We start from the raw sequence: 21,796 nt of genomic DNA on the forward strand, positions 1-21,796 counted from the left end.
AAAGAATACAAATTGAAAATCAATAGTTTGAGGTTCTGAGGACACTTCAAATGATGAGAATATCGAGATATTTTAATTATTTGAAGTAAGCTCACGGTTCTTAAAATATTTGTTTTCAGGAAGTAAGATTTTTAAACAAGCTCTTACAATCACAATATTATAAAAAGTAGTATCACACAAACTTTGTAGGTTGGTGTGATACTATCGTATGTAACAATTTCTCTTTTTTATATCTGTATGTAGTGATCTTTTCTTCTTATACTAGGAAATCTCAAAAGTATCTGTTCCCTCTATTTTCCATCTACCTTATACATATAAATTATTGAACTGGATCCATTAAGACGCCCTCTACTTGCACTAAGTACTAATGCTGCTTTATCATAAGCGGCGTTAAAAGAAATAGCAGAAATCTGAATTAGAATATCATAGTTTTTATCTATGTATCGTTTTTCAGATTTTAGTTTATTTGTATCTATTATAGACAACTTTAAACTTTCTGATGTTGTTACTTCGCTCAAATCAACTAATTGTTCTTTATCAAGGTTTTTTAGATTTGTCACTAAATTATTATACTCTGAACTGACTTTTTTATTTTCAGAAAAAACTTTTTTACTACTATTAAAGACGGGGTATAATGCAACTTTTTGACTTCTATTCAAAATAGAATTAATTTGTGAGTCCGTAAACCTTGATCTCACACCTTCTGGAGGTGGAGGTGGTTTCATCGGTTTTCCAGTGGTTTCAACTAGTAAAGACACTATTTCATAAGTGTTTTCTTCGTGTATTTCTCTTTCAGAATTGCATGAACTAAATAAAAGAATAATACCAAGACAATAAAAAACAATTCTCATAATTAGTTACAATTTGTTGGATTAAACATTGTATTTTCATTAACTATTGCTTGTAGTTCATAAAATTCACGACTCTCTGCTGGTGTTAAAACTCCTTGATAGTCATAATCTCTTAGTCCATCCCATCCAAATCCCATATAGTGGTTAAGAGAATACCTATTATTATCTAATTGTCGTATTGCTTTTGCAATAGGTATTACATAATTCTCCGCCATAAAAACGTGCTGTGCATCTGAGCTCATAGTACTTAGTCCTTTAAAATTTCTGTAAAGATCAAATAACCTTTTCCTCTCATTAGCGTCTACATTTCCATTATTAGCCTCATTAACAAATCTAAACACCTCTGCGTGTATACCTTCGTGTAAGATGTTAGCCGCAGCAATTAGTGATTTCATATTTGTATTTTCTATTTTTATAGTTACAATATCTGTAGTAGCAATATTACGACCATCTGTGCAAACTTGATCTATTCGTTTAAACATAAAATGATAATTCCTAGTTCATTTATTTCAATATCGACATTAATCGGCTCACCTCTTTTTATGATGACTACCACTTTTCTCTAACAGTCAAATTAAATTCATCAAGTTTATGTGTTTAAAAAATAGAATTAAATGATGCTCTTATCAATACCTCTAAAATAGTATTAAAACAATAGCACCACAAAATTGTTAATTTTGTGGTGCTCAAGATCGAATGAATAAATGCTATGATAAACTTAATACAATACGTTTATAAATTTTCCATTTTCCATTTTTTTTATCCAATAGAACTAAGCTAGTAGTTCCACTTAATGCTCCCCTGTTATTAATGAAATAAATAACTGCATTATCTTTGTCTTTGTTAAGAATTACGTTTGAGAATGCAATATAATGTGAGGCATTATTATCTTCTAATACTCCTCGATATGCTTTATCGGTCTTCATAATTTTACGATTATCAGAAACCATAATGGAATCAAAATTTATTTTGGAATTATCTATTTCATTTTTTTCTAGAGTTTCTATTAACTTTTGAAATTTTTTTTCAAAGGTTACTTTTTGTTGAACTGGTATTTCTTCACTTTTGATGAAATGATCTAAGACAACAATAGATACATCTAACCTATTTATGGAGTCCGAATATTTATTGAAAACAAGTGTGTCTTTTGAATAAACACCTGGAGCAGGAGGAGGTGGGGGGGGACCTGCAGAAAGGCTTTCAAGTAATAATGATATTATTTCATATTGATCATTACTAAATTCATTTTTTGAATGAGGATAAGAAATGATTAATAATGATGTTAAACAAACTGAAAGCAAGTAAATTTTACTAATTATTGACATGGTATGTTGTTTGATTGTATTACTTTATCACTTAATCTACCCCATTCCGATATCTGCTGTGGTGTCGGTTTTATATGTTCTGGAGCATGTATAATTAATCCCTCCCAAGCAAAATGCATGTAATGATCTAATGAGAATTGATTTTTATCTAATTTTCTTAATGCTTTAGCTATTGGAATAACGTATTTTTCTGTCATATATATGTGCTGTGCTTCATCTTCCCATTGCGAGTCTTTATAGTGTAAAAATAACTGAATCACTCTAGCTCATTCTTTTGGGTTTTACATTAGGATCATTCTTATGAACAAATCTAAAAATTTCAGCATGAATACCTTCAAGGAGAATTGTTGAAACCTAATAAATTCGGTTTACACTATTAATTCTTTTCGAATTGAATCTAATGATAATTAAACCTTTGGATTCTAATTCTTTACCACTTGTTCTAGCAAGTGCGGCATCCGCATAAGGAGCTTAATCTAACTTTATTTTAAATTTTATGCTTGTCAGCTAAATTCCCTAATAATTTTTCATTAGCCCATATCCCCCGTAATTACTAGACGCACTGGTTTGTGATTTTTATGATCTTTTTTATCTAAAGATGAAAAAAATCAAGCACTAGTAGGAGCTTAGGATATAATTAAGGGAAACATCGGGATAAGCATACTAAATTTTTATGACCCTAAAAGGTTTTAATTTATTAGGGTCATCTGTTTTATACTAGAAATTTCTATTGATAAGTTGATTTTACATAATAAGGAATAAAATGGGCTGTATTATCACTTCCTTTTCTAAAATATACAAGAGAAAGAATCCTATCTTTTTTCATCAATACATATGTTTCAATCATACCATTAACGCTAACTACATAAATATCATCAAGATCTTTTTTCTCAAATTTCCATTTATTTTCTAATGTACATTCTTTATACTTTGTTATAGTTAAGTCAACTTTATTCTGAATAAGTTGTTTTTTCTCTGATTTAATATAGTCTATATGATATGTAAACAAAGTATTTGCTTCATTTTTATTTTTTACGCCTCTTCCTTTATATCTATGTGTCTCCGAAACTTCCTCTAATGACTGGTTTTCGGATAAAATAGAATCAAAAAATGATCTTAAAATAATAATATTTTCCTTATCATTATTTGTCTTACAGGCATAAGCATTAGAAAATACGAATACTGAGAAAGTAAAAATAAGCCCTTTAAAAATTAATAGTAATAGTAAAGAAAATATTTTCATTAAATACTGATGTTAAAACTTGTCTTCGAATTTAAAAAAAAAATCATTAATCACAATCAAATGGATCACTTATTCCTAAAACACTGGTTATATGAAGGTGCTGGTCTTGGAATTGGAAAAGATTCTTGAGTTAAGCTAACACTTCCTCCAATAGCTTGCATTTGTATTCTTAAAAAATGTAAGAAAAAATTATTTAATTGAGCAGAGAAATATCAGAATTATCAAAAAACTCTAAGTCCGCTGCTTTAATTGCATTAGTTACAGTTATAGCAGTAACATTTGCCGCCTGACCATTAGTCATCCAATTGGAAGCAGTAAAATACATAATATCAAATGGAACATCAATTTCACCATAATAAGGACTACCATTAGGTCTTACACCCATGGTATAAAATCTATGATCGAAATTTTTTACAGCACACCCTTTTTGTAATGCTCCAGGAGGTTGTGCATATTCAAAACTTCGACAATCAGTTCCTAAAAATGGATTTACCTCGGATTTAAAGGATAAAACGTTAATACCGTTTTGGACAAATTGAATCCCTGAGATCTCATTCCCAGATGCTTGCATCGTAATAAATTATCTTTGTGTATGAAAGAAAGTGAATATATACACATGTGTCCGTTTTGTTGTACCATTTTATTTGCCCAGCAAAATGTCGGAAAGTTGTTTTTAATAATAAAGTTGACCATACGCTTCGAGAAGTTTATTTGGAAATAGAAAAGCGTTATGAGTTACATTTTTTAGAGATTGGAACAGATAAAGATCGTGTTCATTTTTTATTGCAATCAGTACTAGTGAAAATGGTAAAAATTATTGTAGCAAGAGAGTTATTTCGTTTGCACTCTGAAATTAAGAAGCAATTGTGGAGTACTCACTTTGACCGCCCTATCCCTTATAACCCTAAACCATTTTCTTTTCAGAACCTTAGCCTGCAATAATAAAGCAAAAATCCCAAAAGACTATTTGTCTTTTGAGATTTTTTTATTGAAATTTTAATAATATGTTATGAAGAGTCCTTCATTACTTTTCATAACATATTCGAAAGAACGAATTTTATCTTTTTCTAAAAGTACATAAAATTCTATTTTATCATTTACTGTGACAACATGGATGTCTTTTCCACCCGTATTGTCTGAAACAAATGTTATTAAATCATCTTTATCATAATCTTTATACTTTTGAACAACAAATTTTGAGTTTGCATTCAATAGATGGTGCTTTTTAACTTTTAAGCCAGCGATATGTTTTTCAAACATATTTTGTATGGTATCTCTCAGTTTATTGGCTTTTTTATCTTCAAACAAATATTTAGCATATAGCTCTTTTGAATTAGTATTTTCTTCATTGAAGACCTTATTAAAAAATGAAACAATCATTCCTTCATTATAAGATTTCTTATTTTGACAATAGGAAAGCATAAAAGAAGTCATCAATAATAATACACTTATTTTCAATTTTTTCATAAAACCTATTTTTTAAGAAATTAACAACCACCAGATTCCGCCGGAGCATTTCCCCCTTCTCTATCAATTATTTTATAAAAATAGGGAAAGATCCATTAAATTTTGCTCTTTCCATTCTTGATTACATGTTACCTTTTTTTATTTGATTTTATGTTAAAAGGAGGGCTCTCAACACTGAACATAATCTCACTTATATTCATTTCATGCCTTAAATAAGCCTGAATATAGAAACCATCCTTTTCCCAAATCATAAATAATGGCTTTTCATCAAATGTGCCCTCTTTCAGATCACTTTCACCTTTACTAATCTTTTGAACATCATTACCGTTCTCATCCTTTATATAACTTTCACTGATAACTACTGTATTCTCAATTATATAAATATGGTCTGGTTCTCCATACTGACCAACAAACGAATCGTAAAATGTACGATCGATCACATATCCAAAATGAACGGTTATTGATTCTACTATTCCATCATCATCAGCAATTAGGGTAAGGTGCCTTGTAGTATGCCCAAAAAAATCTGCATTAAAATAATCCCAATTACTATACAGGGTACAATCTTCAAATTTTGCAACCGAAGGTTTAAATGAACTACCTATTATATCTTCAACAATAGGAAGTATTTTTCCTAATAATTGTTCAAATTTCATATTTTGGTTTAAGGGGATATTTTGATTAAAAATTAATAGTAATAGTAAAGAAAATGTTTTCATTAAATACTGATGTTAAAACTTGTCTTCGAATTTAAAAAAAGGTTCATTAATCACAATCAAACGGATTATTCCATTTCTACCTTAAAATTACCTATTAAATATCAAGATGTATTATTTCAGAATATAGGTTATCAAAATCATTTTTTGTGTCCTAAATAGATTTTATCTAACATCTCGAACACACCTAAAACCTGTATGTTCTAAGCCGGAATCTGGTGTAGAACTCATTCTGGCAGAGATTCTATATCCTGTACAATAACTTTCACTACATAAAAATGAACCTCCTCTCACTACCTTTTGTTGTTCGCTGTTATAATATTGCTTGAAATACCCATCTTCTCTTTTGTCCAGTATCTGATAAGCATTGGGATAATATGTATCAAGACACCACTCCCATACATTTCCTGCAATATCATATAAGCCAAAACCATTTTTAGGAAATTTTCTTACCTCAGCAGTTTTTTCATGAGTATCGTCTACATTATTTTTAACAGGAAAATCACCTTGAAAAAAATTAGCATATTGAGTAGCTGTAGTAAAATCATTCCCCCAAAAATAGATCTGATTTTCTGTACCTCCTTTGGCAGCATATTCCCATTCTACTTCTGTAGGTAATCTTTTTCCTGACCAATGAGTATATGCCATAGCATCATACCAGGAAACCTGTACTACCGGATGATTCTCTTTACCTTCAATCGTACTCTCAGATCCATATGGATGCTTCCAATTTGCTCCGGATTGAAATTTCCACCACATATTCGGATTATCAGGATTAAACACCAAAGCTCCGGGATCAAATATCTTTCCTTCAATTTCTGTAGTTCTTTCTGCAGTTGTAATATACCCGGTAGCTTCTATAAATCTACTAAACTCTCTATTCGTTACTTCATTTTTATCTATCCAAAAACCTTGAACAGATTCTTTATGCCTGGGAAACTCATCTTTTCTTGCTTGTCTGCTGATACCTCCCATCAGAAATTCTCCCCCTTTTATCTTGATCATATTGAGTGTATCTTCTTTCTGAAACTCACTAATTGGTAATTCTGAGATTTCTTTAAGATATTTCTCATGATAGGATAGTTGTTTAGTATTCTCAACAGTATCTTTTACTTCTTTTACTTTTTCTGAACAACTAATTTGAACAAATACAACAAGAAACAAACACAAATGTATCTTTAAAAATTTCATCTATAATTTTAATCGAAATATAAAGAAAAACATCTTCTTCTATTAATTCTGAAGGATGTTTTTCTAGTATTGAATTATATGTTATATATTAATAATAGCAGTTTGATTTTTGGGATAAATTACCTTAGACAATCCTCTGAGGCATTTATTAAAAAAACGTTTCGTTTTTGAGGCAAGCCTAGGAGTATCTAATACCATTTCTACCTTAAAAATTACCCACTAAAATCTGTTCTTTTCCCCTTATGCTTCACAATAAAAATTAACAGTAGGCTATGCTAAATTTTTCTTTTTTGCTTAAAGAAAAAACAACTGTATTTTATTTGGGTAATTTTAAAGCAAAAATGGTAAAAATCTCGATTATCGAGTAAAAAAAAGGAATGTTTTCTACACTATATAGAAAACATTCCCAAATTGAATATATAAAATTAATTAAACCTTTATAAAGCCATAGGATCTTATTGTTTCACTATTTTTTGAATAGTTATTACTTTATTATCTTCATCCATAATTTTAACAATATAATACCCAGTAGATAAGCTCTTCATATCTAACACATTATTTCCTTTTTCAAACATTATATCTTTTTGTAACTTTCCGATAGCGTTATAGACTTTCACATTTCCAATGTTTATTTCACTTGAGAAATTAATGGTTTCTACTACCGGATTTGGGAAAATCTTAATAGCACTGTCATCAATATTATTATCTCTTGTAGACGAATATGTAATCACTAATTGAGGTTTACCCACAGAGTTTTCTTTAGAAGCAAAAGCAAAATCATTTCCTGAGGTAGCTTCTATAATTAGAGATAACTTGTTACCTGTAATCGGAGCTGTTTTTAGAGCAACTATTTTAGTGTTCCCTATAGCAAAATTACCATTTATACTTCCTAATGACTGTGCTTTACCAGGCTTATTACCATTGGATAAATTTTGCTCTGTCCAATTATTATTATTACCTCTATGTATAGTAACATTACCATTTCCGGCATCTCCATTAACTGTAAACTTGAGTTCAGCCTTTTCTATACTTCCGTTAATAGAAGAAAGGTCAAACATAAGATATCCGGAACGTTTACCCTGCTCTATTCTAACCATATTGATATTATGTCTGGTATTTCTATCCAGATATGCATCGTGGATAGGGGATAATGTCGCTGTTTGCGAAGAAGATCCTCCTCCGTTATTACCACCAATTCTTTTTAATATGATTTTATCGAGATTCCATTGCCATTGGTTAGATCCAGAGGCTACTACCCGTACCTTATGCGTTCCCGCACTAAGACTTGTAATCGTACTTGAGGATACTAGCGCAGTATAGTTATCCCAATTACCATTATTAGGAACATTATCAGTGGCTACAACCACACCATCTATTAATAATTGAACCTGAGCATTATCAGAAGGAGTAGATATCTGATAGGTAATACTATAATTACCTGCAGTACCAACATTAATATTATATTCTGCCCAATCTCCACTATTTACATAATTAACACCTATGCCAGTGACATTCATACCAAGACCGGGACCACCAGCAGAAGCATCATTAAAAGTACCGCTTGTATTTGTTAAAGTTTCTGCTTCTATTACAATATCGCCACCACCAGATGGAGGAGCACTGCCATTTACTGTTATGCGGCTTGTTGCTTTTTTATTACCATCCTGGGTAGTTACTGTAATTGTTGCCGTACCATTTGATTTGGCAGTTACTAAACCATTAGAATTCACTGTGGCTACATTTGTGTTATTAGACGACCAGCTTACAGATTTATTAGAAGCATTATTGGGACGTACTGTTGCGTTCAAATCTCTAGTCTGCCCTACATTTAAAGAAACATTGCTATCAGATATACTTACCCCAGTAACTGCAACAGATCCACCACCTCCATTACAATCCTCAAGTATTTCTGCAGGTCCTGTGCCATTTGGTTTATTATAAGCTTTGGATAAAACAAACTTATCCATTTCGAATCCGTCTTCTCTCATAGAGAATGATATTGTATGTACACCTGCACTTGGAACATTTAGGAATATCCTTTGTGCTTCTCCACAATGGTTAGCATCTGTACGCTGTTTGCTTTCCCAGGTCCATTGATTCTTACCAGCACACCATTGTAGTCTTTTTCCTGATTCTGGCCAGGTTCCGTTGATTCCTACGTGAACACCATTATCCTCTGATCCAGAAGAATATGCTCTCACCCAAACAAAATATTTACCAGCACTTGAGAATTTTACTTTATAGTCTATTATAGCGTGTTTCCCTGGAGTATTACTAAAATTATCACCATTTAAGGGATCTCCATGGGTCACTCTGGTATCTGGTAGTATCTCAAGATATCCTCCACCGCTTGAGCCATTTTTATGTAAACCATCTGGATCTGGTTTAGGTCCATCAGAGTTATTTTGATCAAATGTATACCATTTTCTCTTATCCGTTTTAGATTGGCTTGCAAAATGTTCGGCCTCTACTGCTGCCACACCATTTCGTTCTACAGCAACGCATCCGTCACCGCCATCTCCTCCTCCTCCTGGTGGATTAGGGTCTGGATTAGATCCTGTGGTATTGGTTACATATCTGTTCCAGAATTTAGCAATATTATCGGCGTTTCCTCTAATATTGAAAATCCACCAGTTTTCTACACAGTCAGAATAATCAACACCGCCTGTTGAGATAGATGAATGAGAGGGTTTATGACCGTGGGCTTGAATAACTCTATCTGCTTCTCTCCACAAAGCTTTAGCCTTTGCGTTTGGTGAGTTCTTTGCTTGAGTCAGAAATGATTTATTGGTACTTCTATAACTAGGTGTACCGTTTCCTCCACTATTACCATCAGCTATCTTCCTATAGGTAGCGTTGTTTTTTACCCAGTTAAGATCCCCTGAAGAAGTCATATTTTCGTTCCACGTACTATGCTGTACAACAATCACATTGTTTTTGATTGTACTATTAGCAACACCTTCATTCTTTAACGCTTGAATCCAATCACGGGTAATGTCGGATTGACCAGCTTCCTGAACCCATACTTTGCCACCACTCCGCAGAATAGGAAGTACTTTATTTTTAATATCGTTTACTGAAGCATTCCAGTTAGCGTCTGCATCTGTCCAATTATTTCTGCCAAATGCCAGGTCAAAAAGTGCATCTGAATCAATAAATCTACCTCCTTGCTTACCAATAGCACCTGCAACAGCATAGTACTTTACATTTTTTAAATCATCATGAGCTAACATGCTACCTAGAGCTGCTTGTGCATGAATATCATCTGGATCTGGTTTACTATCAAATTGAGCGATTAGAATATCCTTGCTTTTGTTAAAGGACGGACGTTGCTGAGCATAGGCTTCAGAAAATGTGGTCAGAATGACCACTAATAAAAGAATACGAATTTTAAATTTCATGATTTGTTTGTGTTAAAAAAAGAGTTATAAAATATAATGATATATAAAATAGTAGTTAGCAATTTTATAAATCACCCTTTAGACTTGAGTTAATGTATATATCTATAATTTAGTAGTTCTTGGAAAGAATCTATTGTCTCTGAATGTACACAGAAACGTCAAAACGGTAGGCTCAGGGAATTTTTCATAATTTGCTTTGTATCAGAGTTTTTAGTTGTATTAATTTCGGTTACTTAAAGATACAACAAATATTTCTTGATTATGAATAAAAGCTAATTATTTAACAAAATAATAGAACAATTACATTATATTGACGCTTTTTTTCGCAAAAAACAATGCCAAAACAATTAAATCACTAAGATATTCTTTCCTCTACTAATCATAATCTATTAAAGATTTATGACAACTTAATTATTGCCTAAATTTATTAACATAGAAGATTAAAAACCGCCAATTCGAGACATTCAATAAAAATTTTACCTAGTAATTTAAACCGACATAAGCAGAAAAATTTTATCAAAATGATTAAAGAGCCTGAACTATCAATTAGCTACAATCCAAAAGTTAACAAACACATAAATAGTAGTACTGTGACAAAGAAAAAGTGTATCGAGAATAGGTTTTTATACCAATTCTGAGATAAAATCACTGTAAACCGAATCAAATTATTTTTGAAATCAAATCAGAAAGAAAATTCATAAATAGCAGCGCTATCGATGCTTTTTATTTCGAAGTGTGAAACAAAAAGAAACGATTTTAGCATGTACTCCATTTGAGGTGATATTATACGATTTATAACTAAAAATTTCGCATATTCATCGTTTCTTTTTCCTTTCTACTTCGTTTAAAAAATAAACCGTAGCTATAGCTATGCTTGATTTTTTTGCCTTGCATAAAGAAAAAATAATTCAATGAATTTATACGAATTTTTTAATCACAAATCGTATTAAACCCAAAATACCTGTTTTTAATACAAAATTCTAATCAGAATTTAAATTGATGTGCTTAGGATTAATCGAAACTCTGTTGTTAATATAAACAGCTGAAAAACTGGTCATCATTGATATTAAAATCACCAGAAAACAATATGGTACTGGATAATAATTTACGCTAAATACTTCATTTTGTATTAAAACCCTTTTGCGCACACAAAGTATTAAACATTGATGATATTATTTCAATAAAGTATGTATGAATATTAAATTTTACCTGTATTGGAGGTTCCCAAGTTTGCCTACAATACAATTATCTCAAAGCATCTTTTTTATATTCACCTCTTTTTTTACAGCTTCAGGAGCGCCCAGTGCCTGACTTCGTTTTGATGGTAATGCACCACCAATATATATCGTATAATTCCCATCTCTTAAAACTTCTTTACCTTCTTCATCAAATTGATTAAATATATTTTGATCAAGCTGAAAAGTAATCGTTTTGGTCTCTCCAGGTTGTAACTTTTCTCTTTTGAACGATTTTAAATCATACAAAGGATCTTTAGTTCCTGCCAAAGGTGAACTTATATATAATTGGATCACTTCTTCAGACATTTTTGTTCCTTGATTGGAGATTTTTACAGTTACTGTAAGGTTATTATCAATTGTAAGGTCACTATATTGAAATTCAGTATAAGACAAACCAAAACCAAAAGGATACAAAGGCTCTTTTGACATATACTTATAGGTTCTCCCTTTCATATTATAATCTTCATATGGCGGTAATTGAGACACGGATTTTGGAAACGTAATAGGAAGTTTTCCTGACGGTGCTACATCGCCAAAAAGAACGTCAGCAACTGCATTTCCTCCTTCTTCTCCAGGATACCAAACAAACAATATTGCATCTACAAGATCATGAATTTCTGGAATAGCAATAGGGCTTCCTCCAGTAAGTACTAGTACTAAAGGGTTTTTACTATCCTTTTTTAGCTTTTTTATATAATCAATCTGATTTTTGGGCAGTTTAAGATCTTTTTTATCTCCTTTTTCTGAGGAAGCCAACGCCTCTCCTTCTTCACCTTCTAACAATGCAGAAATTCCCATTACTGCAATACAAACGTCTGCTTGTTTTGCCTCTCCGGTAGACCAATCGATTGGGTTCACATTATCTCTAAAAGGTAGTACCCCTGATTTATAATTAATACTTGTTCCCGGGCTAATCTTACCAACAATTCCATCCAAAATAGTCTGAGTACTACTTGTTACTCCATAATAATTACCAAGCAGTACTTCTTCATTAGAAGCATTTGGTCCTACGATATAAGCAGTTCTAATATCTTTTTTTAAGGGAAGTACATTGTTTTTATTTTTTAGTAAAACTATTGACTTCTGTGCTACTTCTCTCGCTATGTCTCTGTGTTTTTTAGAATCTATAACATCTGCTTCTATATTATCATAAGGATTTGCTCCAATGGGGTCAAATAATCCTAGTTTAAATCGTGTTAACAGATTTTCTTTTAGTCTCTGGTTCAGTAGATCTTCTGTAATCAAACCTTGATCTAAAGCATTTTTTATGTTTTTAAAAACGCTTCCGCAATTGATATTAGTTCCACTTTTCAATGCTAATGCTGTAGACTCTTCTGGTGTGGCAGTAACTTTATGAAACTTATGAAAATCACCTATCGCTCCACAATCCGATACAATATATCCATCGAATCCCCAATCTTGTCTAAGAATATCTTGTAAAAGATACGGACTACCACAACAAGGTTCTCCCAGAGTTCTATTATACGCACCCATTACACCTTCTACGTCAGCTTCTTGAACAAGTGCTTTAAAAGCTGGTAAATATGTTTCGAACAAGTCTTTTTTGGACACTACTGCATCAAATTCGTGCCTTAATTCTTCGGGACCGGAATGCACCGCATAGTGTTTTGCACACGCCGCTGCTTTCATATATTTGGGATTATCTCCCTGTAACCCTTTTACAAACGAAACTCCAATACGACCTGTAAGGTATGGATCCTCTCCATATGTTTCTTGTCCCCGTCCCCATCTGGGATCTCTAAAGATATTTACATTAGGAGACCAGAATGTTAACCCTGCATACCTGCTTCTATTATTTATTTTTATCGCTTCATTATATTTTGCCCGTGCCTCATCAGAGATTGCTGTTCCTACTCTATATATTAATTCTTCATCAAAAGTAGCTCCGAATGCAATCGCCTGAGGAAATACAGTCGCTCTTCCATTTCTGGCAACTCCATGTAATGCTTCATTCCACCAGTTATATTCGGGTATCCCTAATCTTGCTATTGGAGGGCAAACATCGAGCATTTGTGAAGCTTTTTCCTCAATAGTTAACTCTTTTATCAAAGCGTTGACGCGTTCTTCTTTAGACAAAGAAGGATTCTGCCAAGTATATTGATAAGATTTCTCTGGTTCACTGTTTTTAGTGATAGTGGATTCTGTTAATTCTTTTTGTTTTTTTTCAGTTGTGCGATTACAACTCGATGCAATCACACAAATGAATACTAAGAATAACAATATAGCTATAGAGGAATAATTGGTTTTGATGGTCATTAGTCTGTTTTGATTATAAAATAAAAATAAGCACTAAGATCATCTATTTTTATAAAGTCTTCCAGTACATATGTTCGCTTTTATACAACAAATGCTTTTACAGGCATACAATTTTTTATAAAATCCAAAATTTTAAAAAACCATATGTAATTGATAATTAAACATATGACCACAATTCAATTCATAAAATCAAATACATTTATATAGTTAACTTTTAATACATTAATCTATATGAAAAAATTACTTAATCAACCATTTTTTATTCTGATCTTACTTTTAAAAACCACCAATACTTTTTCGCAAGCAACTGTCTTGATTGAAAAAGTACCTTCACCCACAATAAAAATAAACACTGAAGCATCTGATGGTGCTACAGAAGCAGACTATCAGGTAACATTTATGAATGTTCCTCTTGCCGATGATGATGCTGAATTCAATTGGTTCTCTAATTTTAGAGATGCTACTACCGATGATGCTGTCGCAGGAGGTAAAACCTTACAATTAAAGAGAACAGATGTGGATGTTATAGATAATGGTAATGGCACTTACAACAAAACGTTTATTTTCACAAAATTGGATTTATTCGGCCCTTCACTAGTAAATGATCAAAATGTAATTTACAGTGGCACTGGGTTTCCCGGCTCAATAGAATCAAACATCGCTAATTTAACAGTTGAACCAGCACCGGCTATACAAATTGACATCGACACTGTAGACATTGTCTCAACAGTAGAAAGAGGTAGTGAGTTTACCGTTAATTTTAACTATTCTTCTACTGTAGATATTACTTCGTTACGGATAAATTTTTGGTTAGTTACTTTTGATCCGTATTCTGATATTTTTGTTGGTTCAAGTGCTTTTATAGAAGATCTTGTGAATACAAATGGTGTTTCTACAGCTGCCAGTGCAACTATTGTTTTTCCCAAGGCAACAGAAATTATCAATGGCGCAGGAACTACCTGGATGCTCAATTCACCTATTACAGCGGATAATGGTGCAATGAGTAATCTTTATCAATATAGATTTAGATTAGATGATGAATCCGGAACTACAGGACAAAACTTTATCAATGACAGTCCTCAGAAAGCCTTTAATTTTATAGATATTCAGGAAGTCACTAATGACGCTGACACGGATGGAGTAAATACTTTTGCTATAGATGGGACTGATCTGGATATATGCCCTAATACACCTGCCGGAGAAATTGGAACGATTGATACTGATCCATCAAGCCCTACTTACGGGTGTAGTACAAATGAACAAAACACACTAAGTGTTTCTGATTTTAATGATGCATCCATTAATGGATTATTTAGTCCTAACCCAGCTATTGACACTATAGAAATCAGCAGCAACATCATTACAAAAACCTATAAAGTAGTATCTCTTTCTGGAGCTACTATCAAAGAAGTTACTGCCAAAGGTTCACTTGATATTTCTGATCTAACAAAAGGAATCTATTTTTTGGTAACTGATACTGGAATTGCCAAATTTGTTAAACAATAAATACGACTTTAACTACAAAAAAGATGTTCATTTGCCTTAAAATGAACATCTTTTTTACCACTCAAGATTTGCTATTCATTTTAACCCATAAAATTGTAGTTCTCCGTTATTTATTGCCACTAATATCCCCATATTATCATCTGAAATATTTATTTTCCTGATATTTTTCACATTAAATGGTGTAAAAAAACCACTATCAATATACTTCAGCGTTTGAAACGTTCCTGTTTTAGTTCCCAGCAATACTAATCCCACAGATGCGTCTGCTCTTGTTGTTTCTATTTCTACTTCAAATTTATTTCCTGCAATAACGACATCCTTAATTCCATCTTTATTAAGATCTTCTATTATGATACCATTAATGGTTGAGAACTGAGCTTCAGTAGGTAATTCTTGTATTGTAAACTTACCTCCGTTATTAACCAATACTACACTTGAAAAAGTTTCTGCTTTAAACTTTATTGCAGATTCAGGATTTTTACCGATAATGTCATAAATTCCTGCATTTGCAAAATCCTTGTAGGATCTAAACTTATATTTTAAATGCGGTAATTGCTCTGTAGAACAGTCTTTACCACGCACCGGAACTAGTTTGTTATTATATTCTTTGGTCAAAAAGATATCTTGAGTACCATTTTGATCATAATCATTTGCAAATACATAAAAAGGTTTTTCTGTGGACGCCTTAAATTTATAATTCAATCCTAAATTGCCAACTACAAAATCCATATCCCCATCATTATCTATATCTGCTCCTTCAATTTGATTCCACCACCCGTGCGTTTTGGATAACCCTACGGCTTCTGTTATATCTGAAAATTTACCATTACTCCACTTATAAACACTAATTTTCATCCATTCTCCCACAATCAATAACTCCTTATCTCCATCGCCATCAATATCACTACTGATCGCAGAAGTAACCATCCCCAAATTCTTAAAATCAGGAGCTATCAGATCCGTTACATCTTTAAAAACGCCTCCATTATTTTCTAATATAATACTTGATGGAGGGGTTGGATATTTTTTTGGGATATGCCTACTTCCTACAAAAAGATCTAAATCTCCATCTTTATCATAATCTACAGGAACTACACAAGACCCACTACTTGTTATCTTTGGTAGTGAATTTGATTTTATAAAAGCTCCTTTTCCATTATTTATATATAATCGATCTTGATAATATTCATTTTCTGCTTCGGATTCATTTCCACCGCTTACGACGTAGAGATCAAGATCTTGATCATTATCTATGTCAAAAAAACTAGCAAAAACATCTTCTTGCGCTTTATCACTCACAAATGATACTTGCTTTTGTTCAATAAACGTATTTTCACTTTTTTGTATCATTAATCGTGAAGGTTGATCTTTACTTCCTCCTATATAAAAATCCTGAAGTCCATCGCCATTAGCATCCCCGACAGCCAATGCAGGGCCTAATGTAGATAGTTTATGAGGTAACAGAATTTGATCTTTATAATCATTATATTCATTTTCGATATGTATTATTGGAGATTTAAAAGCTTTTGCACTTTTATTGACTAACAATTGACTTGTCTTCTCTTTATTTCTAGCTATAAGGTCTGTGGAATTTTTATAGTCTATATCAATTTGTTGATTGGCATTAATGTCTTTTATAACACTTTGCTTATGGTCATTCCAAAGTACCTGAATCGAATCAATTTTATCAACTTTACCTAAACCAAAATGCACAATAGGCTCTACAGACGACAAATATCCTCTCACCGTTTTAAATTCATGATATTGAATTTTACCAGCATAATTGATCGTAATTTTTGCTCCCAGACCTGTAGAATTATTTACAGGCCCTTGAAGTTTTATTTTCAAATAATTGTTCCGTAATGTTTCTGCAGTATTTTCATATATAAAAGCATCCTGATCAATATTATTTACGATAATATCCAAATCTCCATCATTATCAAGATCTGCAACGGCTGCTCCGTTTGATAAGCTTTTTTGATCTGCACCCCATTCTTTTACTTTATTAGAAAAAGTAAGATCGCCATTATTTTTATATAGGTAATTTGCAATTTTATTTTCATTAAACAGATTAACCGCAAATTTGGTTTTTTCTTCTATGTTCATAGTACGAAATTTTGGACTTCTCAAAAATCCGTGATACCTGGCGGTAGCATCTTTATCCCATATATCTCTCTTAAACCCATTCGTAATAAAAAGATCTCTATATCCATCATTGTCTAAATCACTCCCTAAACAAGCCCAACTCCAATCTGTTTTTGAAACTCCTGCATATTGACCAATATCACTAAAAACCCCTTTCCCCCTATTCAAATGAAGCATATTATGCATATTCTGATAATAAAATCCATTCGAAGTCATATCCTCATACAGTTTTGTATTCATGGATGCCATCGTGGTTTTTGACCTTTTATAATCTTCCGGCATCATTTCTAATTGCATAATATCTTCAAAACCATCATTATTAAAATCTACCACATCAATACCCATAGCATAGAATGGAATATGATTAAAATGCTGAGCAAGTTCTTCTTTAAATTTTTTATTCCCTTGATTCATATATAAATAATCTCTCTCCAGAAAATCATTCGATACCAAAATATCAGTATTTCCATCATCATTAACATCTGATGTTGCTATACCCAATCCATATCCAAAATTATTTTTGATTCCTGATTCAATCCCAATCTCTTTAAATTTTCCATTCTTATTTTCGAAGAGCTTATCTCTAAATAAATGGTTTTGCTCTTTTTTTCCATCAAGCACTTGTTTGTAATTCATGAAAAATTTGTCCGGCCGGTTCGTTACGTATACATCGAGATCATTATCATTATCCATATCAAAAAATGAAGCCATTAACGAATATCCGATATCATCCAATCCATAGGTAGAGGCTTCTTCCTTAAACGTTAAATCTCCCTGATTGATAAAAAGTAAGTTACTACGCTCCTCATTTGTATCTTTCCACCCACCTCTGCACACATAAATATCCTGAAAACCATCACCATTGACATCTGCCATAACTACTCCATTATGCCAGCCATTTCCTCCTGATACATTTGCTAAATCTGTGATATCTTCAAACACGAAGTTACCTTTGTTTAAGTATAGCTTATTAGACACCTCATTTCCTGTAAAATAGATATCAGATAATCCATCATTATTAATATCTCCTACTGCAACTCCTCCTCCATTATAAACATAATTGAACAGCACAAAAAAATGATCAAAATTTTCTTTGATGTGATTATTAAAAGTAATTCCCGTTTTTTCTGAGGAAATAAGTTGTAAGATAGGAGACTCGCCAACACTAACCTTTTTCTCAGTTTTTTTTTGTGTTTTTTTCTCCTGATCCTTATGACAGCTAACTAAAAGGAAGGTAATAAGTGCAGAAAAGAATACTATTATTCTCATTTTTTAGACTAATTTACATAAAAAAGCCTATTTGGAATTCCAAACAGGCTTTTTAAAATTTTAAATCAAGCGTTTAATCAATTCTATACAGTTTGATATCATCGATATACACTTTTGCTCCATCTATATTTGACTGTATCTGCTGCCAATATTTTCTGTTTAAAGTTGTATTTCCTACAGTAGAGAAATCCGCAGAGTATTCTACCCATTCTGTAGTTAAATCTGCAGAACTCCCATCATTGTGTGCCCAACCCTGAGCAACGGCTCTATACCCCATAGTTATACCAGGAGTTGAGGCTTTTGCCCAAAAGATCAATCTATATTCGCCTTCTTCAATTGTTACATGACCATTTCCGGCATCACTGAAACCAGATTCAAGATTCCACTTATCATCTGTTGCGTCTATCCGAATCTCTAGACATTTTGCTCCACCGTGAGGATCAACATCTGATGTCACATATTTTTCATTATTGTTAGCGCCGGCAGTTTCGTTCCAGGTGCCGTACCCATCAGGAAAAGACCCAACGGCAGTTTGTTCAAAATCAGCATTATAAAGTCTGAACAAATTTACTACCGTATTTGTTACAGGAACTTCTGTTAAACCAGCAAGAACTGCACCACTAACTGATACTATATTTCCATTATAAGAAATGGTGATATCCTGTCCCTCAGTAACAGAAGTATCCAACGTTATTACAATTTTTGACGGATCGGCTCCATCTAAAGCTACTGATGCAATCGTTGCAGCAGTGCCATCGACAGCAACAGAAAATGCACTAGCATCCATTGGAGTTGCTGTAGAAATACCCTCCTCATAGGTCAGTGTAATTATCTTACCAAAACTAGATAAAATAGTAGATAATGGAGAAATTGCAGGTTGCGATACTATATTAATATATTCATTTCTTACCAACACAACATCTGACTCTGGTGCTTCTCTGTGTACTGTTAATTTCACACTAAACTTACCTGTGTCAGAATATAAAATTGAAGGATTCTTATCTTTGCTTGTTGCCGGAATCCCACCTTCGAACTCCCACAGAAAAGTATCTTCCTCGGCAGCCTCTGGCCATGCTGATTCCTCGTGGATTGTTAAATCTTCAAAATCAATTATACTTCCAAAAATACTTGTCGTCTTATTTGCAGTAAAATCAACATCTATCTTTGGATACACCGTTACATTAAATCGGTTACTCTGTGTTGTTCCATCATCATAATCTACTTCTAATCCTGTTTTAAATGAATTATAATCAAACCCTCCACTAGCATTTGGTTCAAAAGGAGAATGATCATCATACGTAACATCTATAATTTCCTGATCAGAGGATTCAATATCACCTCCTTCAAATGTCCAACTTCTTATAGAAACATTTTTGGATAAATCTGTATATGTAATTGTTTGCCCCTCTGTTATTAATGTAGTATTGGCAGTGGGCTTGAAATTTTGCTCACGAAAACCGTCTCTAAGATTTGATTCTTCACAGCCAACTACCGTAATAATTAGTGCCGAGATTGGGATCAAAAGCTTATATTTATTAATACATATTTTCATAATAATACTTTTTTTCTGTTCCAATTTGATTTAATATCCGTCATTCTGTTTAAGTTTTGGATTTAACTGAATTTCGGGTTCTGGTATTGGCCATCTCATTTTGAACGCTGCATAATTTGGCCCTGGATTCCCTGCACTATTTCCTGAAACCTGATTAATTGCCATGACAGCTTCTTCATATTTCCCAAAACGAATTAAATCATTACGTCTCCATCCTTCAAAACAAAGCTCTTTTCTTCGTTCATCAAGAATAACGATGTTATTCTCCTCTTTAGAACCTAATATCATAGCTGGTACAATCTCTTCTTCGGGTCTATCAGGGTTTTCTATTCTCACCCTGTCTCTGAGTCTATTGATAGTTACATCAACAACCTCCTGAGTTAGTCTTCCTTGTCCATTAAGCGCTTCAGCATACATTAAAAGTACGTCTGCATATCGCAGATAAGGATTATCAAAGGGAGTATCATTAGGGTAGGTATTTGGATTGGAAGCACGCCATTTCCAACCTCTCCAATTAGAAACATTTACTACCCATAATTCTTCATTAAATAAAGCTTCATCAGGGTTTGGCACATCATTGGCATTATGTTTTGCTATATTATTACGCAATCGAATATCATCAGGATCAAAAGAATCAGCAAATTCTTCAAAAGCAAAACAGGTACTCCAACCCCCGCCATTATTAACATTTCCCTGAGGACCATAATACGTTCCAAACAAGCCACCTTCACCGGCCCCAGGTCCCTGAAAACCAATAGAATATATCATTTCATTATTTTGTTCATTATCCAGCATAAAAAGCTTTGTATAATCAGGCTCTAGGCTATACACTCCACTATCAATCACTTCTTGCAGTACTGCTTCTGCCAATGCATACTTATCAGTTTGCATTAATGGAAAACCTGTCATTTGTAAATATACTTTCCCTAATAATGTTTGAGCTGCTCCTTTGGTAGCTCTTCCTCCTCCTTGCTCCGCAGGAAGAATTGCAGCCGCTTCCTGCAGATCTTGAATTACAAAATTATAAACCTCTTCTGGAGAAGCTTGCTCAACGTCCAAATTATCCAAAGATGTCACTTCATTTACTATCAGAGGGACATTTTCCCAGGCAGAAACCAAAGCAAAATACAATGTCGCACGAAGAAACTTTGCCTGAGCTACAAAATTCTCCCGATCCTCTATATCAATTTGCTTATCGGTCATTGCTCCAATTCTATCTACCACACTGTTAACACGGTTGACAGCAACATACAATTCTCTCCAAATACGGGTAATCGTCACGTTACTTGGCGTTTGTTGTTGTAAGTAAATTTGGGTTCGATCTCCTCCCCAAGGTGGATAAAATGTTAAATCCGTAGCAATAGCCCCCCAGTGTATCATCATACCCGGTTTGCCTTGTCCTCCTGCACTAATTATATTTTGTACGGCATCATATCCACCTGTTAAATATATTTCTGCCCCTTTTGTATCAACAAGTAATTGATCTGGAGTGGTAAATATAGTTGGGTTCTCTTCTAAAAACTCTTCCTGACACGAAACAAGTAGAAATATGATAAAAACTGAAATTCCGAGTCGCATTATTCTATTATTTTTCATTTTATTGAGAATTTAACTT

The 21,796-nt window shown here is 32.9% G+C and carries 15 protein-coding genes; 2 read left to right on the plus strand and 13 right to left on the minus strand.

Annotated features, from left to right (window positions below):
• Window positions 1-290: 290 nt before the first annotated feature.
• From F0000_RS21195 to F0000_RS21215, 5 genes are all read right to left on the minus strand, one after another.
• Window positions 291-851, minus strand: coding sequence for a hypothetical protein (locus F0000_RS21195; protein WP_149626726.1), 561 nt, complete (start codon window positions 849-851; stop codon window positions 291-293).
• Window positions 852-853: 2 nt separating this feature from the next.
• Window positions 854-1,333 (minus strand): hypothetical protein, encoded by a 480-nt coding sequence (locus F0000_RS21200; RefSeq protein WP_149626727.1) that lies wholly within the window; start codon window positions 1,331-1,333, stop codon window positions 854-856.
• Between the two features lie 225 nt (window positions 1,334-1,558).
• Complete coding sequence (locus tag F0000_RS21205; protein ID WP_149626728.1) at window positions 1,559-2,176, minus strand: hypothetical protein; 618 nt, start codon at window positions 2,174-2,176, stop codon at window positions 1,559-1,561.
• A gap of 727 nt (window positions 2,177-2,903) precedes the next feature.
• Window positions 2,904-3,419: a hypothetical protein gene (locus tag F0000_RS21210; RefSeq protein WP_149626729.1), complete on the minus strand. Its 516-nt coding sequence runs from the start codon at window positions 3,417-3,419 to the stop codon at window positions 2,904-2,906.
• 193 nt (window positions 3,420-3,612) lie between these two features.
• Window positions 3,613-3,990, minus strand: a complete 378-nt coding sequence (locus F0000_RS21215) for a hypothetical protein (protein ID WP_149626730.1) — start codon at window positions 3,988-3,990, stop codon at window positions 3,613-3,615.
• Window positions 3,991-4,037: 47 nt separating this feature from the next.
• Here F0000_RS21215 and F0000_RS28660 point away from each other — a divergent pair, with 47 nt between their 5' ends.
• Window positions 4,038-4,361, plus strand: a complete 324-nt coding sequence (locus F0000_RS28660; RefSeq protein WP_368668128.1) for a transposase — start codon at window positions 4,038-4,040, stop codon at window positions 4,359-4,361.
• Between the two features lie 54 nt (window positions 4,362-4,415).
• On the opposite strand, the gene F0000_RS21225 is transcribed toward F0000_RS28660, so the two are convergent.
• The 5 genes from F0000_RS21225 to F0000_RS21245 all read right to left on the minus strand — a co-directional run bounded on the left by F0000_RS21225 (window position 4,416) and on the right by F0000_RS21245 (window position 13,709).
• Window positions 4,416-4,886, minus strand: coding sequence for a hypothetical protein (locus F0000_RS21225; RefSeq protein WP_149626731.1), 471 nt, complete (start codon window positions 4,884-4,886; stop codon window positions 4,416-4,418).
• 128 nt (window positions 4,887-5,014) lie between these two features.
• Window positions 5,015-5,605 (minus strand): hypothetical protein, encoded by a 591-nt coding sequence (locus tag F0000_RS21230; protein ID WP_149626732.1) that lies wholly within the window; start codon window positions 5,603-5,605, stop codon window positions 5,015-5,017.
• A 162-nt stretch (window positions 5,606-5,767) separates the two neighbouring features.
• Window positions 5,768-6,793: a formylglycine-generating enzyme family protein gene (locus F0000_RS21235; RefSeq protein ID WP_149626733.1), complete on the minus strand. Its 1,026-nt coding sequence runs from the start codon at window positions 6,791-6,793 to the stop codon at window positions 5,768-5,770.
• A 455-nt stretch (window positions 6,794-7,248) separates the two neighbouring features.
• Window positions 7,249-10,194, minus strand: coding sequence for an Ig-like domain-containing protein (locus tag F0000_RS21240; protein ID WP_149626734.1), 2,946 nt, complete (start codon window positions 10,192-10,194; stop codon window positions 7,249-7,251).
• 1,250 nt (window positions 10,195-11,444) lie between these two features.
• Window positions 11,445-13,709, minus strand: a complete 2,265-nt coding sequence (locus tag F0000_RS21245) for a glycoside hydrolase family 3 C-terminal domain-containing protein (RefSeq protein ID WP_149626735.1) — start codon at window positions 13,707-13,709, stop codon at window positions 11,445-11,447.
• Between the two features lie 231 nt (window positions 13,710-13,940).
• Here F0000_RS21245 and F0000_RS21250 point away from each other — a divergent pair, with 231 nt between their 5' ends.
• A complete protein-coding gene (locus F0000_RS21250) occupies window positions 13,941-15,215 on the plus strand; it encodes a T9SS type A sorting domain-containing protein (RefSeq protein ID WP_149626736.1) in 1,275 nt (424 codons plus the stop codon).
• A gap of 75 nt (window positions 15,216-15,290) precedes the next feature.
• Here the strand turns inward: F0000_RS21250 and F0000_RS21255 are convergent, their stop codons facing one another.
• The 3 genes from F0000_RS21255 to F0000_RS21265 form a co-directional block, all read right to left on the minus strand.
• Window positions 15,291-18,629, minus strand: coding sequence for a VCBS repeat-containing protein (locus tag F0000_RS21255; RefSeq protein ID WP_149626737.1), 3,339 nt, complete (start codon window positions 18,627-18,629; stop codon window positions 15,291-15,293).
• A 73-nt stretch (window positions 18,630-18,702) separates the two neighbouring features.
• Window positions 18,703-20,181: a SwmB domain-containing protein gene (locus F0000_RS21260; protein WP_149626738.1), complete on the minus strand. Its 1,479-nt coding sequence runs from the start codon at window positions 20,179-20,181 to the stop codon at window positions 18,703-18,705.
• A 30-nt stretch (window positions 20,182-20,211) separates the two neighbouring features.
• Window positions 20,212-21,777 carry a RagB/SusD family nutrient uptake outer membrane protein gene (locus F0000_RS21265; RefSeq protein WP_149626739.1) on the minus strand — a complete coding sequence of 522 codons (1,566 nt, stop codon included), beginning with the start codon at window positions 21,775-21,777 and terminating at the stop codon, window positions 20,212-20,214.
• Between the last annotated feature and the right edge of the window lie 19 nt (window positions 21,778-21,796).

The sequence above is a fragment of the Aquimarina sp. RZ0 genome, assembly GCF_008370685.1.
Classification (GTDB): Bacteria; Bacteroidota; Bacteroidia; order Flavobacteriales; family Flavobacteriaceae; genus Aquimarina.

Coding starts and splice junctions, on each gene's coding strand:
- F0000_RS21195 (WP_149626726.1), bottom strand. CDS start 851: ATGAGAATTGTTTTTTATTGTCTTGGTATTATTCTTTTATTTAGTTCA.
- F0000_RS21200 (WP_149626727.1), bottom strand. CDS start 1,333: ATGTTTAAACGAATAGATCAAGTTTGCACAGATGGTCGTAATATTGCT.
- F0000_RS21205 (WP_149626728.1), bottom strand. CDS start 2,176: ATGTCAATAATTAGTAAAATTTACTTGCTTTCAGTTTGTTTAACATCA.
- F0000_RS21210 (WP_149626729.1), bottom strand. CDS start 3,419: ATGAAAATATTTTCTTTACTATTACTATTAATTTTTAAAGGGCTTATT.
- F0000_RS21215 (WP_149626730.1), bottom strand. CDS start 3,990: ATGCAAGCATCTGGGAATGAGATCTCAGGGATTCAATTTGTCCAAAAC.
- F0000_RS21225 (WP_149626731.1), bottom strand. CDS start 4,886: ATGAAAAAATTGAAAATAAGTGTATTATTATTGATGACTTCTTTTATG.
- F0000_RS21230 (WP_149626732.1), bottom strand. CDS start 5,605: ATGAAAACATTTTCTTTACTATTACTATTAATTTTTAATCAAAATATC.
- F0000_RS21235 (WP_149626733.1), bottom strand. CDS start 6,793: ATGAAATTTTTAAAGATACATTTGTGTTTGTTTCTTGTTGTATTTGTT.
- F0000_RS21240 (WP_149626734.1), bottom strand. CDS start 10,194: ATGAAATTTAAAATTCGTATTCTTTTATTAGTGGTCATTCTGACCACA.
- F0000_RS21245 (WP_149626735.1), bottom strand. CDS start 13,709: ATGACCATCAAAACCAATTATTCCTCTATAGCTATATTGTTATTCTTA.
- F0000_RS21250 (WP_149626736.1), top strand. CDS start 13,941: ATGAAAAAATTACTTAATCAACCATTTTTTATTCTGATCTTACTTTTA.
- F0000_RS21255 (WP_149626737.1), bottom strand. CDS start 18,629: ATGAGAATAATAGTATTCTTTTCTGCACTTATTACCTTCCTTTTAGTT.
- F0000_RS21260 (WP_149626738.1), bottom strand. CDS start 20,181: ATGAAAATATGTATTAATAAATATAAGCTTTTGATCCCAATCTCGGCA.
- F0000_RS21265 (WP_149626739.1), bottom strand. CDS start 21,777: ATGAAAAATAATAGAATAATGCGACTCGGAATTTCAGTTTTTATCATA.